The organism is Brevundimonas sp. FV1ye4L (assembly GCF_058681255.1).
On record NZ_CM178734.1, the window covers coordinates 1,501,981 to 1,517,770 of the forward strand.

General features: G+C 67.5%; 14 protein-coding genes and 1 tRNA gene. 4 read left to right on the forward strand and 11 right to left on the reverse strand.

The genetic code is table 11. The features are described 5' to 3' along the window. Positions 1–30: 30 nt before the first annotated feature. The 3 genes from gapR to ACW17X_RS07330 all read right to left on the reverse strand — a co-directional run bounded on the left by gapR (position 31) and on the right by ACW17X_RS07330 (position 948). Positions 31–306, reverse strand: coding sequence for a nucleoid-associated protein GapR (gapR, locus tag ACW17X_RS07320; protein WP_271164237.1), 276 nt, complete (start codon positions 304–306; stop codon positions 31–33). 159 nt (positions 307–465) lie between these two features. Continuing rightward, complete coding sequence (ykgO, locus tag ACW17X_RS07325; protein WP_008263184.1) at positions 466–591, reverse strand: type B 50S ribosomal protein L36; 126 nt, start codon at positions 589–591, stop codon at positions 466–468. A gap of 280 nt (positions 592–871) precedes the next feature. Next, positions 872–948, reverse strand: a tRNA-Ala gene (locus ACW17X_RS07330). Positions 949–1,129: 181 nt separating this feature from the next. Here ACW17X_RS07330 and ACW17X_RS07335 point away from each other — a divergent pair. Beyond that, positions 1,130–2,407 carry a lytic murein transglycosylase gene (locus ACW17X_RS07335; RefSeq protein WP_492100297.1) on the forward strand — a complete coding sequence of 426 codons (1,278 nt, stop codon included), beginning with the start codon at positions 1,130–1,132 and terminating at the stop codon, positions 2,405–2,407. Positions 2,408–2,597: 190 nt separating this feature from the next. Here ACW17X_RS07335 and tdh read toward each other — a convergent pair whose 3' ends face one another. The 7 genes from tdh to ACW17X_RS07370 all read right to left on the reverse strand — a co-directional run bounded on the left by tdh (position 2,598) and on the right by ACW17X_RS07370 (position 12,047). Then, entirely contained in the window at positions 2,598–3,650 is a 1,053-nt protein-coding gene (gene tdh / locus ACW17X_RS07340) for an L-threonine 3-dehydrogenase (protein ID WP_287929211.1), read from the reverse strand. Positions 3,651–3,755: 105 nt separating this feature from the next. Continuing rightward, complete coding sequence (locus tag ACW17X_RS07345) at positions 3,756–4,946, reverse strand: glycine C-acetyltransferase (protein ID WP_492100298.1); 1,191 nt, start codon at positions 4,944–4,946, stop codon at positions 3,756–3,758. A 42-nt stretch (positions 4,947–4,988) separates the two neighbouring features. Beyond that, on the reverse strand, positions 4,989–5,897 hold the full coding sequence (locus ACW17X_RS07350; RefSeq protein ID WP_492100299.1) for a DUF4232 domain-containing protein: 909 nt from the start codon (positions 5,895–5,897) through the stop codon (positions 4,989–4,991). 58 nt (positions 5,898–5,955) lie between these two features. Continuing rightward, positions 5,956–6,378 carry a methylmalonyl-CoA epimerase gene (mce, locus tag ACW17X_RS07355; RefSeq protein ID WP_476694320.1) on the reverse strand — a complete coding sequence of 141 codons (423 nt, stop codon included), beginning with the start codon at positions 6,376–6,378 and terminating at the stop codon, positions 5,956–5,958. After that, positions 6,375–8,531, reverse strand: a complete 2,157-nt coding sequence (scpA, locus tag ACW17X_RS07360; protein ID WP_492100300.1) for a methylmalonyl-CoA mutase — start codon at positions 8,529–8,531, stop codon at positions 6,375–6,377. The genes mce and scpA overlap by 4 nt, the downstream gene beginning before the upstream one ends. Next, the gene (locus ACW17X_RS07365) at positions 8,528–9,907 is read right to left on the reverse strand and encodes a methylmalonyl-CoA mutase family protein (RefSeq protein WP_492100301.1); all 1,380 of its coding nucleotides are present in this window, start codon (positions 9,905–9,907) and stop codon (positions 8,528–8,530) included. Before ACW17X_RS07365 ends, scpA begins: the two co-directional genes overlap by 4 nt. Before the next feature lie 160 nt (positions 9,908–10,067). Beyond that, on the reverse strand, positions 10,068–12,047 hold the full coding sequence (locus tag ACW17X_RS07370) for an acetyl-CoA carboxylase biotin carboxylase subunit (protein WP_492100302.1): 1,980 nt from the start codon (positions 12,045–12,047) through the stop codon (positions 10,068–10,070). A 114-nt stretch (positions 12,048–12,161) separates the two neighbouring features. On the opposite strand from ACW17X_RS07370, the gene ACW17X_RS07375 reads away from it, so the two are divergent. Further along, positions 12,162–12,662, forward strand: coding sequence for a DUF2199 domain-containing protein (locus ACW17X_RS07375; protein WP_492100303.1), 501 nt, complete (start codon positions 12,162–12,164; stop codon positions 12,660–12,662). A 21-nt stretch (positions 12,663–12,683) separates the two neighbouring features. Here ACW17X_RS07375 and ACW17X_RS07380 read toward each other — a convergent pair whose 3' ends face one another. Further along, complete coding sequence (locus ACW17X_RS07380; RefSeq protein WP_008259414.1) at positions 12,684–14,219, reverse strand: acyl-CoA carboxylase subunit beta; 1,536 nt, start codon at positions 14,217–14,219, stop codon at positions 12,684–12,686. Here ACW17X_RS07380 and ACW17X_RS07385 point away from each other — a divergent pair. Continuing rightward, a complete protein-coding gene (locus ACW17X_RS07385; protein ID WP_492100304.1) occupies positions 14,218–14,358 on the forward strand; it encodes a hypothetical protein in 141 nt (46 codons plus the stop codon). The genes ACW17X_RS07380 and ACW17X_RS07385 overlap by 2 nt on opposite strands. Beyond that, the gene (locus ACW17X_RS07390; RefSeq protein WP_492100305.1) at positions 14,351–15,787 is read left to right on the forward strand and encodes a helix-turn-helix domain-containing protein; all 1,437 of its coding nucleotides are present in this window, start codon (positions 14,351–14,353) and stop codon (positions 15,785–15,787) included. The genes ACW17X_RS07385 and ACW17X_RS07390 overlap by 8 nt, the downstream gene beginning before the upstream one ends. Positions 15,788–15,790 lie beyond the last annotated feature (3 nt).

Consider the following 15,790-nt stretch of genomic DNA (forward strand, 5'->3'; position numbering starts at 1 on the left):
GAAGGGGGTGCGCTTCAAGCCGGGTCAGCCTCAAATCTCGCCCAGGGCCGACATATAGAGGTCCAGGATGGCGTCCTCTTCCTGGCGTTTGGCCTTGTCCTGCTTGCGGATGCGGATGACCTTGCGCAGGATCTTGACGTCATAGCCCTCGCCCTTGGCCTCGGCGAAGACCTCCTTCATGTCGGTCATGACGGCCTGCTTGTCTTCCTCGAGGCGCTCCAGGCGCTCGATGATGGTGCGCAGCCGGCCCTGGGCCGTCGCGGTGAGAACGTCGGGACCACCGTCGAACGAGGCGTCGTCAGCCATGGGGGAATACTCCAGAAATCAGGCGCGGACGCTAACCATGCCGCAAGGCGCGACTCAACCGCGAACACGAAAAAGGCCGCGGACAAAGCCCGCAGCCTGTGGATCGTCAGCAAAACCCTGCGTGCGCACGCCGCCGAAGCGGCGCGCAACGAACGCAGCTTAGCCTTGCTTCGCCTTGAAGCGCGGGTCGGTCTTGTTGATGACGAAGACGACGCCCTTGCGACGCACGACCTTGCAGTCGCGGTGACGGGTCTTCAGGGACTTGAGCGAGCTGCGGACCTTCATGGTCGGACGTCCTGAGAGAAGCCAATAAGAAAGCCGCTGATCCGGGCGGATCGCGGCGGAGGCGGTCGTATAGAGAGCGGTCCGGAGAAGGTCAACCCGCTACAGGCCGAAACCCTACAAAAGCCAATCCCCGCCTGACCAACAAGGGCGCTCCCCCGCCCCGTGCTCACGTAGCCCGAAGGGCGGCAGCACCCAAAACCATGTGCTCAAGCAGCGCGAAGCGCGGTAGCACCCAAAACCATGTGCTCAAGTAGCGCGAAGCGCGATAGCACCAAAAATATGGAGGCCTGACCTCCGAGTCGAACGGAGGGTTTCCGGGGTTGCACGCCCGTTGCGTCGCCACTCCGCCATCAGGCCGTCAGAGCACCCTGCGCCAATACGCCGCAGCGCGTTAGCGCGTCGATGAAATTGAGGGTTAACGACGTCAACGGGGGAGTTTGCGGCGCCGCTTTCGCCCCACAGGCGCTTTATGACCCGCAAGTCGCATTCGCGCGTATGTCATTTCCCCTAATGGCTCAGGGACTGTAGTCTGAATCTCATGCGCTTTTCCTATCGCCTGCTCCTGATCGTCTCGGTCGCCGCCTGTGCGCCGATGTTGCCGGAACCGCCCGTCAGCCTGCCGACGCCGCAGCCCGCCCCCGCCCCGCCGGTGGTCGTCCCGACTCCGACGCCCCAGGCGCCGCCGCTGAGCGCCTATGACCAGCAAGGATTCGAGGGCTGGAAACAGACCTTCCTGGCGCGCAAGGGCGGCGCCCGCCGCGCTGAATACGAACGCGAACTGGCGGGACTGACCCCCGACCCCTCGGTCGTGCGGCTGGACCGCAACCAGCCCGAATTCTCCAAGCCAGCCGGCGCCTATATCCAGAACGCCGTCACCGCCTCGCGAATCGCCCAGGCCAAACAGCGGATCGACCGCGTGCCGTGGCCGGTGGTTCAGAAATTCGGCGTGCCGTCCGAGATCCTGGTCGGCGTCTGGGCCCAGGAAAGCGCCTTCGGCCAGGTCCAGGGCGACTATGACGTTATCCGCTCGCTGGCGACCCTGGCCTATGACGGCCGCCGCCGCGACTGGGCCGAGGCCCAGTTGAAGGACGCGCTGGACATCGTCGTCGACGGCCGCCGCGAACGCGCGGGCCTGAAGGGCAGCTGGGCCGGCGCCATGGGCCAGACCCAGTTCATGCCCGACAACTATCTGCGCCTGGGCGTCGATCAGGACGGCGACGGCAAGGTCGATATCTGGGCCGACGACGCCGACGCCCTGGCGTCGGCCGCCAATCTGCTGGCCCAGGCTGGCTGGAAACGCGGCCAGGGCTGGGGCTACGAAGTCATCCTGCCCGCCAACTTCAACTATGCCGAGGCCGAAGGGCCCAAGCACAACTGGACCTATTGGGCGGCCAAGGGCGTGCGCCTGGCCCAGGGCGGCACGCCAACCGGCGCCGAGGCGGTCGAGGACGCGACCATCCTCCTGCCCCAGGGCGCGAACGGCCCGGCCTTCCTGGCCCTGCCGAACCATTATGTGATCCGCCGCTACAACAACTCGGTCTCCTACGCCCTGGCCATCGGCCTGACGGCGGACGGGATCATGGGCAAGCCGGGCCTGACCAAGGCCTGGCCGAACGACGCCTCCATGTCGCGCGAACAGCGGATCGGCGCCCAGGCGGCCCTGACGCGTCTGGGCTATGATACCCAGGGCATTGACGGGGTGATCGGCTCCAACACCCGCGCCGCCCTGCGCCGCTGGCAACAGGCCAACGGCCGCATCGCCGACGGCTATCTGACCGCCGCCCTGGCCGACGAACTGATCCGCAAGACGAACTGAGGCTTCGGCTCACCTCCCCGCGCGCGAAGGCGCGCGGGGAGGACAGGCGATCGCGTCAGCGAGCGCCAGGAGGGGGCGACTCGGTGTCAGAAGTCGGCACGGTCATCACCCCTGTCGGAGTCGCCCCCTCCTGGTCGCTGCGCGACCGGTCCTCCCCGTCGGCCTTCGCCAACAGGGAGGTGAAGTTCGCTCAGGCCGCCTTATCCCAGTTCAGCACCACCTTGCCCGACTGCCCCGACTTCATCGCCTCGAAGCCTTCGCGGTAGTCGGCATAGTCCAGCCGGTGGGTGATCAGCGGCTGCAGGTCCAGACCGGCCTTCAGCAGGCCCAGCATCTTGCGCCAGGTGGTGAACATCTCGCGGCCATAGACGCCCTTGATCGTCAGGGCCTTCAGGATAATCGCGCCCCAATCGGTCTCCATCGGCTTGCCGGGGATGCCCAGCATGGCCATGCCGCCGCCCATGATCAGGGTGTCGACGCACTGTTTGAAGGCGATGGGCGAACCCGACATCTCCAGCGCCACGTCGAAACCGACCTTCAGGCCCAGCTCCTTCATGACGTCGTGGATGTCTTCCTTGGTCGTGTTCACGGTGCGCACGCCCGGCGCCACCTTCTGCGCCAGCTCCAGCCGGAAGTCGTTGATGTCGGTCAGGACCACGGTGCGCGCGCCGGCGTGGCGGGCCACGGCGGCGGCCATCATGCCGATGGGGCCGGCGCCGGTGACCAGGACGTCCTCGCCCAGCAGGTCGAACTGCTGCGCCGTGTGCACCGCATTGCCGAACGGATCCAGGATCGAGCCGATCTCATAGGGCACGTCGTCCGGCAGTTCGATGACGTTGAAGGCCGGGGCCACCACAAACTCGGCGAAGGCGCCCTGGCGGTTGACGCCGATGCCACGCGTCTTGGGGTCCAGGTGGAAATGGCCGGCGCGGGCGGCTTCGGAGTTCAGGTCGATGACATGCCCCTCGGCCGAGACGCGCTGGCCGATCTTCAGCGGGCGATCCACATCCTTGCCGACGGCGACGATCTCGCCGGCGAACTCGTGGCCGGTGATCATCGGGGTCGGGACGTTCTTCTGGGACCACTCGTCCCAGTTCCAGATGTGGATGTCGGTGCCGCAGACAGCGGTGCGGTGCACCCGGATCAGCACATCTTCCGGCCCCGCCTCGGGGATCGGCGCGTCGATCAGTTCCAGACCGATGCCCGGTGCGGTCTTGGCCAGGGCTTTCATCGTGTCGGTCATAGTCTCAACTCCCTGAAATCATGGCCTCGGCTTTGTTCCGAAGCCCGCGGCTGAGGCCCCACGCCTCCTCACCGCTTGTTCTTCGTCGATGGCGCGCGAAGAGGGCTAAATGACGCCCAATTCCCGGCCGGCCTGCGTAAACGCCGCCACCGTCCGGTCGATCTGCTCGAACGAATGCGCCGCCGACATCTGGGTGCGGATACGGGCCTGACCGCGGGGCACGACCGGGAAGCTAAACCCGATCACATAGACGCCCAGCTCCAGCGCGCGGGCTGCGAAGTCCTGGGCCAGTTTGGCGTCGCCCAGCATGACCGGGATAATCGGGTGTTCCCCGTCCAGCAGGGTGAAGCCGGCGTCGGCCATGGCGTTGCGATAGCGGTGGGCGTTGGCCGACAGACGGGTGCGAAGCGCGTCGCCCTCGGCCCCCTGGGCGATGCGGATCGCTTCCAGCGAAGACCCGCACACCGCCGGCGCCAGGGCGTTGGAGAACAGATAGGGCCGCGCCCGCTGCTTCAGCAGTTCGACCACCGACTTCTTCGCGCAGATAAAGCCGCCCATGGCGCCGCCCAGGGCCTTGCCGAAGGTGCCAGTGACGAAATCCACCTCGACCCCGTGGTGGGCGAAGGAGCCCTTGCCTTGCGGACCCAGGAAGCCTGTGGCGTGGCAGTCATCGACCATGATCAGGGCGTCGTACCTGTCGGCCAGCACCCGGATCTCGTCCAGTTTGGCGATATAGCCGTCCATCGAGAAGGCGCCGTCGGTGGCGATGATGATGTCGCGGGCGCCGGCGGCCCGAGCCTCCTTCAGACGGCTTTCCAACTCATCCATGTCCGAGTTGGCGAACCGGTAGCGTTTGGCCTTGCACAGCCGCACCCCGTCGATGATCGAGGCGTGGTTCAGGCTGTCCGACAGGATGGCGTCGTTCTCGCCCAGCAGGGGTTCGAACAGGCCGCCGTTGGCGTCGAAGGCGGCGGCGAACAGGATGGCGTCCTCGAAACCCAGATAGCCGGCTATGGCGGCTTCCAGTTCCTTGTGGATCTCCAGGGTGCCGCAGATGAAGCGAACCGAGGCCGTGCCCGCGCCCCACTTCTGCTGCGCCGCGATCCCCGCTTGGGTCACCCGCTCATCGCCGGCCAGGCCCAGATAGTTGTTGGCGCAAAAGTTCAGCACGTCGCGGCCGGCGACCTGGATCACAGGCCCCTGGCGCGAGGCGATGATGCGTTCGGGCTTGGTCAGGCCCTGGGCGTCGATCTCGGTCAGTTCGCTGGCGACGCGGTCGTAGAAGCTCTCGGTCATGGGCCGCGACCTACGCCGATTTCGAGCGGGTTTCCACCCGTCTTAGGTCGCCATCTGAGGATCGGCCTCGGCCCGGATCGGACTGACACGAACCTTGCCGCTGCAGGGCTGAAAGGCGAAGTCCAGGCTGACTGTCGCCGTATCGTTCGGCGCCGTGACGCGCAGGGTCGCCGCGCTCGGACAGGCCTTCTGCGTCGTCTCGTCCGGCACGACGCTCCACGCCACCTCGAAATAGGCCTTGGACCGGGGCGCCAGTTCGACCGGCGTCGGCGCCTGACCCTGGCGGAAATAGCTGCCGGGGCTCTGGTCGGCCCGGATCGAGGTCAGGGGCCGTCCCTGCCCGTCCAGCAGGGTCACGCCCGGATAGCCGGTCAGGCTGCACGCTTGGGCGCCGATGTTCTGGAAGCTGAAGTTGCGCACCCGGTTGCCCGCGCCGGCGTCGCCGCCCTCGGCCGCCAGCTTCAGCTGCGGCCCCTTGCACGGCGTGGACGCAGGCAGGACGCCGCCCGGCGCCGGCGTGATTGTCTCTTCCGGCAAGGTTTGCGGAACTGGTGCGACGGCGGTCGCCATCGGCCGCGCGCATTGCTCCAGCACCGCCACCCCGACCTCTTCGTTGGGGCCGAGCCGGCTCAGGGTCGCCTTCTCCTGGCCGTCGCGGGGCGCGGTCCACCATTCGACGCCCGAGCCGACATAGCGGGCGCCGCTCGCGGCCTGGACCGAGCGCAGATCATAGGTCTGCCCCTTGTAGGCCAGCTGCGCCGTCGCCGTGTCGGGATACCGCGCCTCGACCATCGCCCCGCTCTCGCAGGCGTAGCCGACAGCTGGAGCGGTGGACGCAGGCGCCGGCTGGGGCTCGACCGGAGCGGTCGGCTGCTCCGGCTCGGCCTGCTGACAGGCGGAGACCCCCGTCAGGGCGGCGATGGCGACGAAAGCGGTCAGGCGGCGCATCATGGTCAGGTCTTTCCCGTTCGCAAAACTTAACGGCGAAGCTGGCGAAAAGCTCCAGCGATCAGTGCTCGCCCTTCGGCGTCTCCATCAGTTCGATCAGCACCCCGCCCATGTCGCGCGGATGCAGGAAGACGACCGGCGTCCCGTGCGCCCCGATGCGCGGCTCGCCCGTGCCCAGGATCGTCACCCCCTTGGCCCGCATCTCGGCGATGGCGGCGTGGATGTCGGCGACCTCGAAACAGACGTGGTGCTGGCCGCCCTTGGGGTTCTTGGCCAGGAAGCCGACGATGGGGCTGGTCTCGTCATAGGGTTCGATCAGCTCGATCTGGGCCGTCGGGGTGTCGATGAAACAGACCTTCACCCCCTGCGCCGGCAGGTCGAACGGCTCGCCGATCTTTGTCGCGCCCAGCACGTCCCGATACAGTTTGATCGAGTCCGCGATGGACGGGGTCGCGACCCCGACATGGTTCAGGGCGCCGATCATGCGGTCTCCTTAGGCGCGGGCTGGGCGTAACCCAGCCGCTGGTTCAGCTTCTCGATCAGGTCCACCGCCGTGTCGGCGATGGCCGAACCGGGCAGATAGACGGCGGCCGCCCCCATATCGAGCAGGGGCTGGACGTCCGACGGCGGGATAACCCCCCCGACCACGATCATGATGTCCGGCCGCCCCAGCCGCGCCAGCTCGGCCTTCAGCTCCGGCACCAGGGTCAAATGCCCCGCCGCCAGGGACGAAGCCCCCACCGCATGGACCCCCTTGTCGACCGCGTCCTTCGCCGCCTCGGCCGGGGTCTGGAACAGGGCGCCGGCGGTGACGTCGAAGCCCAGGTCGCCGTATCCGGTGGCGACCACCTTCTGACCCCGGTCGTGCCCGTCCTGCCCAAGCTTGGCGATCAAGATGCGCGGCGGCCCGCCGTCATTCTCGACGAAGGTGGCCACCATCTCGCGGGCGCGGGCGAAGCGGGCGTCAGACCCCGCCTCCTTCGCATAGACGCCCGACACGGTCTGGACCGTCGCCACATGGCGCCCGAAGGCGGCCTCCAGCGCGTCGGAGATTTCACCCACCGTCGCCTTGGCCCGCGCCGCCTGCACCGCCAGCTCCAGCAGATTGGCGGTCCCCCGCGCACCGTTCGTCAGCGCTTCCAGCGCCGCATCGGTCGCCGCCTGATCCCGCTCGGCCCGCAGCCGTTTCAGCTTGTCGATCTGGGCGGCCAGCACCGCCGCATTATCGACCTTCAGCATCGGAATATCGTCGACGACGGGGTTCAGATATTTGTTCACCCCCACCACCGTCTGCTGGCCGGTGTCGATCCGGGCCTGGGTCTTGGCGGCGGACTCCTCGATCCTCAGCTTGGGAATCCCGGCCTCGATGGCCTTGGCCATGCCGCCCAGGGCCTCGACCTCGGCCATATGGGCCCGCGCCCGCTCCGCCAGTTCGTGGGTCAGTCGCTCGACATAGAAGCTGCCGCCCCAGGGATCGATGACCCGCGTCAGCCCCGTCTCCGACTGCAACAGGATCTGGGTGTTGCGCGCGATCCGGGCCGAGAAGTCGGTCGGCAGGGCCAGGGCCTCGTCCAGGGCATTGGTGTGCAGGCTCTGCGTCTGCCCGCCCGCCGCCGCCATGGCCTCGACCATGGTGCGCGGCACATTGTTGAACACGTCCTGCGCCGCCAGGCTCCAACCGGAGGTCTGGCAGTGGGCGCGCAAGGACAGCGATTTCGGATCGACCCCGCCCTCCTTGCGCACCGCCTCGGCCCACAGCAGGCGGCCCGCCCGCATCTTGGCCACCTCCATGAAATAGTTCATGCCGATGGCCCAGAAGAAGCTCAGCCGCGGCGCGAACCGGTCGATCGGCATCCCCGCCGCGACGCCCGCCCGCAGATATTCGATCCCGTCCGCCAGCGTATAGGCCAGCTCGATATCGGCCGAGGCCCCCGCCTCCTGCATGTGATAGCCGCTGATCGAGATCGAGTTGAACTTCGGCGTCTCCTGCGCCGTCCAGGCGAAGATGTCGGCGATGATCCGCATCGAGGGCTCGGGCGGATAGATGTAGGTGTTGCGAACCATGAACTCCTTCAGAATATCGTTCTGAATAGTCCCGGTCAGGGCCGCATGCGGCACGCCCTGTTCTTCCGCCGCGACGACATAGAGGGCCAGGATCGGCAGCACCGCCCCGTTCATCGTCATCGACACCGACATCTGGTCCAGCGGGATCCCGTCGAACAGGGTCCGCATGTCATAGATGCTGTCGATGGCCACGCCGGCCATGCCGACATCGCCCTTCACCCGCGGGTGATCGCTGTCATAGCCCCGGTGCGTCGCCAGATCGAAGGCGATGCTCAGCCCCTTCTGCCCCGCCGCCAGATTGCGACGATAGAAGGCGTTCGACTCCTCGGCGGTCGAGAAGCCGGCGTACTGGCGGATGGTCCAGGGATTGCCCGCATACATGGTCGGATAGGGCCCGCGCACAAAGGGCGCGAAGCCCGGCAGCCCGTCCTGGTGATCCAGCCCCTCCAGCGCCTCGGGGCCGTATGCGGTCTCGACCGTCAGCCCCTCGGGCGTCAGCCACGGATCACGCGTCGGCCCCTGCCCGGTCGGCGCCAGGTCCAGGGCGATCTTGCTGAAATCGGGGAAACTCATTGCGCCGCCTCCTCGAAGGCCGCGGCGAAGCGGATCGGGCTCAGGGGTTCGCACACCCGCTCCACCGCCGCAGCCGCCTCATCGCCCGCTTCGACCGGCGCTGGCCGCACGTCCGCATCCACATATTTCGTCACCCCGATGATCTGGGCCACGCCCTTCGCCAATGCCGCCTCCCTCAGAGCCCGGGCGCGGGCGATGCGGGGCTGGATCACCGAACCCTTCAGGGCATCGACCAGACCGCCCTCGGCCTCGATCATCTGAAACTCGGCCCAGCCGGCCTCGGCCAGATCCCGCGTGCGCGCGTCCAAGTACCAGCTCCCCGCCGCCGGATCGTCGACCCGGCCCAGATTGGCCTCCTCCATAAGCACCAGCTGTGTGTTCCTCGCCTGCCGCCGAGCGAAGGCGTCGGACCGGCCCGAGGCGCGGGTGAAGCCGTCCAGCACCACCACATCCGCCCCACCCACGGCGCCCGCAAACCCCGCCGCCGTCAGCCGCAGCAGATTGGGCCAAGGGTCGCGCGCCGACAGCATCCGCCGCGACGACCGCGCCTCGATCACGGCAGGCGTCTCAACGCCAAACCCTCGCGTCACCCCAGCCCAGATCAGCCGCATGGCCCTGAGTTTGGCCAGGCTGTCGAAATATTCCGCATCGACCGACAGGCCGACCACCGTGCCGCGCAAGGCCGCCTCGAACGACATCCCCGCGTCCGCCGCCGCCTTCGCATGGGCCACGACGCTGGCGGCCGCAAAGGCCAGCTCCTGCGCCGCCGATCCGCCCGCCTCGTGCGCCACGCGCCCGCTGGCCATGAAGAAGCTCGCGTCGGGATAGGCCCCCGCATGCCGCGCCGCCGTATTGGCCGCCAGGCTCAGATGCTCTTCCACCGAACGCGGCGCCCCGCCGGCCTCGGCGAAGGCCGAGACCGGGTCCATGTGGAACCTCAGCTTGGCGCGCGGCGAGCCCTTGGCCACGACGGCCAGGGCGTTGGCCGCATCCGGCCCGTCGATCCCCGCATCCAGCGCGACCGGCGCCAGCTCCAGCGCCACGCCTTCCAGCGCCCGCCCCAACGGCGCAGAATCTTCCAGCACCCGCCCCTTCAGCACCACCGAGGCGGCGCCGTTCTCCAGATCGGTCAGCACGGCGTCATTCACCGCCTCAGCGTCGTCCCCCTCCACCAGGGTCCGCAGGTCCCAGGCCCGGCCTTCAGAGTCCGACGGACGCGGCGCAAAGATCGCCTGCACCCCGCTCGCCCCCGCATACAGCGGCCGCGTCACCAGCTGGTCCGCGTCGAGCGACATCAGCGACTCGATCGGCCGCTCCTTCAACGCCTTCTGCGCAGCCTCGCGCCATTCGAGGGGGGTGGGTGTGGGAAAGCTCATGCGAGCCCCTCCCCGCCCGTGCGGCGTAAAGAGCCCCTCCACCGCTTCGCGGTCCCCCTCCCCGCTTCGCAGGGAGGAGACGCATCGCCCCCCTGTCTCCTCCCCACGCAGTGGGGAGGTGGATCGACGCGCAGCGGCGAGACGGAGGGGCTCTGCCGCATCACCCGAACTCCACCAGCACGTCATCCGCCGCCACCGGATCCCCGTCCTTGGCCCCCACGGCCTTCACCACCCCGTCGCGCTCGGCCTTCAGGATGTTCTGCATCTTCATGGCCTCGATGATCGCCACCGTCTCGCCGGTCTTGACCTCCTGCCCCACTACGACGGGGATCGACACCACCAGCCCCGGCATCGGCGACAGCACCAGCTTCGACGTATCCGCCACCGCCTTCTCCGGCAGGCGCGCATACAGTTCGGCGACGTGCGGCCTCAACACCCGCACCCGCGCCCGCACCGCCCGGTGGCGGATATCGAAGCCGTCGGCCACGCGCTTGACCTCGGCGGTGAAGGCCTCGCCGTCCAGCTCGGCCTTGAACTGGGCCAGGCCGGGCCGCCAGTCGATGTCCGACAGGCGGATGTCGCCCCCGCCCGTCAGGGTCAGGATCATCTCCTCGTCCTCGTCATAGGACAGGCCCACCCCGTGCGGGGTCTTGTCGATCATCACGATCCAGTCGGTGCGGTCCGACGGGTCGCCGTCCTGTTCGGCGATGACCTCGTGCATGGCCAGGGCCGAGGCGATCAGGATCCGCTCCTGCTCCACCGTCGGGCGCAGGCCGTGGAAGCCGTCCGGGAATTCGTCCTTGATATAGCTGGTCGACAGGTTCCCCGACTTGAACCGCTCCTGGTCCATCACCGCCGCCAGGAAGGGCACATTATGCCCCAGGCCCGACAGGTGGGTGTCCTCCAGCGCCCGAGCCATGCCCGTCACCGCGTCCTTGCGCGTCTCGCCCCAGGCGCACAGTTTGGCGATCATCGGGTCGTAGAACATGCTGATCTCGTCGCCCTCGCGGACGCCGGAATCGTTCCTGACAGTATAATCCCCCTGATCGCCCTCTTCCGGCTGTTCATAGCGGACGAGGCGCCCGATGGAGGGCAGGAAGCCGCGATACGGGTCCTCGGCATAGATGCGGCTCTCGATGGCCCAGCCGTTGATCGACAGGTCCTTCTGCTCGAAGGCCAGGGCCTCGCCCCAGGCCGAACGGATCATCTGTTCGACCAGATCGACCCCGGTGATCAGCTCCGTCACCGGATGCTCGACCTGCAGCCGGGTGTTCATCTCCAGGAAGAAGAAGCTCTTGTCCTGACCGGCCACGAACTCGACCGTGCCGGCGCTGTCATAGTTGACCGCCTGGGCCAGGGCGACGGCCTGCGCCCCCATGGCGGCGCGGGTGGCCTCGTCCAGCAGGGGCGACGGCGCCTCCTCGATGACCTTCTGATTGCGGCGCTGGATCGAACATTCGCGCTCGAACAGGTGGACCACATGGCCGTGCTTGTCGCCCAGCACCTGGATCTCGATGTGGCGCGGGTCGATGATGAACTTCTCCAGGAAGACCCGGTCGTCGCCGAAGGCGTTCAGCGCCTCGGCCTTCACCGCCGCAAACCCCTCGGCCATGTCGGCGTCCGAATGGGCCACGCGGATGCCCTTGCCGCCGCCGCCGGCGCTGGCCTTGATCATGATCGGATAGCCGATCTCGTTGGCGATCTTGACCGCCTCCTCCGGCGTCTCGATCAGCCCCATATGCCCCGGCACGGTCGAGACCCCCGCCTCGGCCGCCAGCTTCTTGGAGCTGATCTTGTCGCCCATGGCCTCGATGGCCTCGGGGTTCGGCCCGATGAAGGCGATCCCCTCGTCCCTCAGCCGCCGCGCGAACCCGGCGTTCTCGCTCAGGAAGCCAAAGCCCGGATGCACGGCCTGCGCCCCCGTCTGGCGCACCGCCTCGACGATCTTGTCCGCCAGCAGATACGACTGCGCCGCCGGCGCCGGCCCGATCAGCACCGCCTCGTCGGCCATCTCGACCGCCAACGACCCGGCGTCGGCCTCCGAATAGACCTGCACGGTTTTGATGCCCATGCGGCGGCAGGTCTTGATGATCCGAACCGCGATCTCGCCCCGGTTGGCGATGAGGATTTTGGAGAACATTCAGGCGGTCCTTGAGGGCAGCGAGGGCGTCGGACGGAAACGGGAGGCGACAAGACCGGCATTACGCCAGTAAGTTTGGCGGGCTGTAGTTTGGCGGCGGGTCGGGTCAGCGAAATGGCGTCTTTTATTTGTGCGACGTGCGGGAAGGTCCACGACGGTCTTGCCGCTCTCACTTTCCATGCGCCCGCGCCTTATGACTGGGCGACACCCGAGGAACGCGCGGGAGACTGGGTTCTTCAGAGTGACTTCTGTCGGTTTAAAGACGTGGATTTCTACGTTCGCTGCGTTCTTGCTCTGCCCATAATCGGCAGCGATCAAACTTTGGAGTTTGGCGCCTGGTCCACGCTCAGCAAAACCAATGTCGACCGCTATTGGGACACGTTCGAGGATGCCGACCAGTCGAAGCTTGGAGTCATGTTCGGCTATTTCGCGAACGCAATACCGGGCTACCCCCAGACGACTGCGCTGATGTGCGATGTCGTTCCGCAAGACGATGGGCATCGTCCACTCATTAAACTGCACGAGGCCGACCATCCGCTGGTTCATCACCAACGAAACGGCATCAGCTTCGATGAAGCGATGGCCTACTATCACGCACATATGGCTCAGCACTGAAACGGCTCCGGGTTTCATCACCTAAAGCGGAATATTATCGTGCTTCTTCCAGGGGTTCTCCTGGACCTTGTTCTTCAGCGTCCGCAGCGCCTTCACCAGCCGCCGCCGCGTCCCGTGCGGCATGATAACGTCGTCGATATAGCCCAGCCCCGCCGCCACGAAGGGATTGGCGAACCGGTCCTTGTACTCCGCCTCGCGCGCCGCCAGGGCCGCCGGGTCGCCAGCCTCCTTGCGGAAGATGATCTCGACCGCCCCCTTGGCGCCCATGACCGCGATCTCGGCGGTGGGCCAGGCGTAGTTGACGTCGCCGCGCAGGTGTTTCGAACTCATCACATCATAGGCGCCGCCATAGGCCTTGCGCGTGATCAGGGTCAGTTTCGGCACGGTCGCCTCGGCATAGGCGAACAGCAGTTTGGCCCCGTGTTTGATCAGGGCGCCATACTCCTGCTTGGTCCCCGGCATGAAGCCCGGCACGTCCACCAGGGTCACCAGGGCAATGTCGAAGGCGTCGCAGAAGCGCACGAACCGCGCGGCCTTGCGGCTTGAATCGATGTCCAGCACGCCCGCCAGCACCTGGGGCTGGTTGGCGACGATCCCGACCGTCTGGCCGTCCAGCCGCCCGAAGCCGCAGATGATGTTCTTGGCGAAGTCGGCCCCGATCTCGAAGAAGTCGGCCTCGTCGACCACCTTCAGGATCAGCTCCTTCATGTCATAGGGCTGGTTCGGATTGGCCGGGATCAGGGTGTCCAGCGACGGCTCGTCCCGCTCGGGCTCGTCATAGCTCTCGCGCACCGGCGGCTTTTCGCGGTTCGACAGGGGCAGGAAGCCGATCAGGCGGCGCACCTCCGACAGGGCCTCCAGGTCGTTCTCGAACGCCCCGTCCGCCACGCCCGACTTGCCCGCATGCACCCGCGCCCCGCCCAGGTCTTCGTGGCTGACGACCTCGTTGGTGACGGTCTTCACCACGTCGGGGCCGGTCACGTACATATAGCTCGTGTCCTTCACCATGAAGATGAAGTCGGTGATGGCGGGCGAATAGACGTCGCCCCCCGCGCACGGCCCCATGATCACGCTGATCTGGGGAATGACGCCGCTGGCGAGCGTGTTCTGCAGGAAGATATCGGCGTAACCGGCCAGGCTCTCCACCCCCTCCTGGATCCGCGCCCCGCCGGCGTCGAACAGGCCGATGATCGGCGCGCCGGTCGTCAGGGCCATCTTCTGCAGCTTGACGATCTTGGCCGCATGGGCGCCCGACAGGCTCCCGCCGAACACCGTGAAATCCTTGGAGAAGACATAGACCAGCCGCCCGCCGATGGTCCCCCGCCCCGTCACCACCCCGTCGCCGGGGATGCGTTGCGTCTCCATCCCGAAGTCGTGGCTGCGGTGTTCCACGAACATGTCGGTCTCCTCGAAGGAGCCCTCGTCCAGCAGAACGTCGATGCGTTCGCGCGCCGTCAGCTTGCCCTTGGCGTGCTGGGCGGCGATACGCTTTTCTCCACCGCCCAGTTTGGCGGCGGCGCGACGACGCTCCAGTTCTTCAAGGATGGCTTGAGTCATGATCGGTTTAGGCCTCGTGTTCCCTGCGAAAGGCGTGGCGCCTTCATCGCAAATTGGCAAACGCAACTTTGCAAAAGGTGCGGAACTGCGCGGACTTGCAAAGGCGGCGACGATGAACAGCAAACTTGCGAATGGCTGAGAAGCTTTTTCTGGGCGCCAAGCTGCGCAAGCTGCGCGAGGCGCGCGGCTGGACGCTGGAGGCCTGCGCCGAGCGGCTGGGCCTGTCGCCCTCCTATCTGTCGCAGATCGAGACCAATCAGCGCCCGGCCACCGCCCGCGTCCTGATCGCCCTGACCCGCGCCTTCCACATCGACGCCAGCCTGTTCGATCTGGAGGGCGACGCCCGCCTGATCGCCGACCTGCGCGAGGCCACCACCGACATCGCCGGCCCGGTCAGCGGCGGGGCCGAGCCCCCGACGGCGGCCGAGCTGAAACAGGCCGTCGCCAACACCCCGCGTCTGGCCCATCAGTTCCTGGCCCTGCACCAGGCCTTCCGCCAGCTGGACGAGCGGGTGAAGGCGCTGGACGACACCCTGGGCCGCGACGAACTGGGCGCCCGCGTCGCCCTGCTGCCCTATGAGGAGGTCCGCGACTTCTTCCACTACCGCGACAACTACGTCGACAGTCTGGACACGGCGGCCGAGGCCCTGGCGGCCGAGATCCCTCAGGACGGCCCGATCGAACGGGCGCTGGAGACCCTGCTGGCCGACCGGCACAGGGTCCGCACCGTCTATGTCGCGGGGCAAGAGGCCCTGCGCCGCTACGATCCCGCCAGCCGGATCCTGAGCCTGGACGCCTGGCAGCCCGGCGCCACCCGGTCCTTCCAGCTGGCCCACCAACTGGCCCTGCTGTCTTTCCGCGACCTGATCGAGACCGAGCTGGACCAGGCCGCCTTCCGCACCCAAGCCGCGCGCGACGTGGCTCGCGTCGGCCTGGCCAACTACGCCGCCGGCGCCCTTCTGCTGCCCTACCGCGCCTTCCTCGAGGCGGCGCGGGCGGAGAAACACGACATCGACCGCTTGCGCACCCGGTTCCAGGTCAGTTTCGAACAGGTCTGCCACCGGCTCTCGACCCTGCAGCGGCCCGGCTGGCGCGGCGTCCCCTTCTATTTCGCCCGCGTCGACATGGCCGGCAACATCACCAAACGCCACAGCGCCACCCGCTTCCAGTTCGCCCGCTTCGGCGGCGCCTGCCCCCTGTGGAACGTCCACGAAGCCTTCGCCACGCCCGACCGGATCGGGGTGCAGCTGGCCGAGATGCCCGACGGCTCGCGCTACATCTCCATTGCACGCTCCGTGTCCAAGCCCAGCGGCTCCTACCTGGCCAACGACCGTCGCTACGCCCTGTCCCTGGGCTGCGAGGTCGAACACGCCGGATCCCTGGTCTACGCCGCCGGTCTGGACCTGAACGGCCCCGCCGCCCGGATCGGCGTCAGCTGCCGCATCTGCGAGCGCACCGACTGCACCCAGCGCGCCTTCCCGCCCCTGGACCGCCCCCTTCACGTCCCCGAGAACGAGCGCGGCGTGGTGCCCTATGTGCTGGATGGCCCGCGCCCGGACCGCTATTGATCG

Coding starts and splice junctions, on each gene's coding strand:
- ACW17X_RS07335 (WP_492100297.1), top strand. CDS start 1,130: ATGCGCTTTTCCTATCGCCTGCTCCTGATCGTCTCGGTCGCCGCCTGT.
- ACW17X_RS07345 (WP_492100298.1), bottom strand. CDS start 4,946: ATGACCGAGAGCTTCTACGACCGCGTCGCCAGCGAACTGACCGAGATC.
- ykgO (WP_008263184.1), bottom strand. CDS start 591: ATGAAGGTCCGCAGCTCGCTCAAGTCCCTGAAGACCCGTCACCGCGAC.
- ACW17X_RS07365 (WP_492100301.1), bottom strand. CDS start 9,907: ATGAGCTTTCCCACACCCACCCCCCTCGAATGGCGCGAGGCTGCGCAG.
- ACW17X_RS07350 (WP_492100299.1), bottom strand. CDS start 5,897: ATGATGCGCCGCCTGACCGCTTTCGTCGCCATCGCCGCCCTGACGGGG.
- mce (WP_476694320.1), bottom strand. CDS start 6,378: ATGATCGGCGCCCTGAACCATGTCGGGGTCGCGACCCCGTCCATCGCG.
- ACW17X_RS07370 (WP_492100302.1), bottom strand. CDS start 12,047: ATGTTCTCCAAAATCCTCATCGCCAACCGGGGCGAGATCGCGGTTCGG.
- gapR (WP_271164237.1), bottom strand. CDS start 306: ATGGCTGACGACGCCTCGTTCGACGGTGGTCCCGACGTTCTCACCGCG.
- scpA (WP_492100300.1), bottom strand. CDS start 8,531: ATGAGTTTCCCCGATTTCAGCAAGATCGCCCTGGACCTGGCGCCGACC.
- ACW17X_RS07385 (WP_492100304.1), top strand. CDS start 14,218: ATGATCGGTTTAGGCCTCGTGTTCCCTGCGAAAGGCGTGGCGCCTTCA.
- ACW17X_RS07375 (WP_492100303.1), top strand. CDS start 12,162: ATGGCGTCTTTTATTTGTGCGACGTGCGGGAAGGTCCACGACGGTCTT.
- tdh (WP_287929211.1), bottom strand. CDS start 3,650: ATGACCGACACGATGAAAGCCCTGGCCAAGACCGCACCGGGCATCGGT.
- ACW17X_RS07380 (WP_008259414.1), bottom strand. CDS start 14,219: ATGACTCAAGCCATCCTTGAAGAACTGGAGCGTCGTCGCGCCGCCGCC.
- ACW17X_RS07390 (WP_492100305.1), top strand. CDS start 14,351: ATGGCTGAGAAGCTTTTTCTGGGCGCCAAGCTGCGCAAGCTGCGCGAG.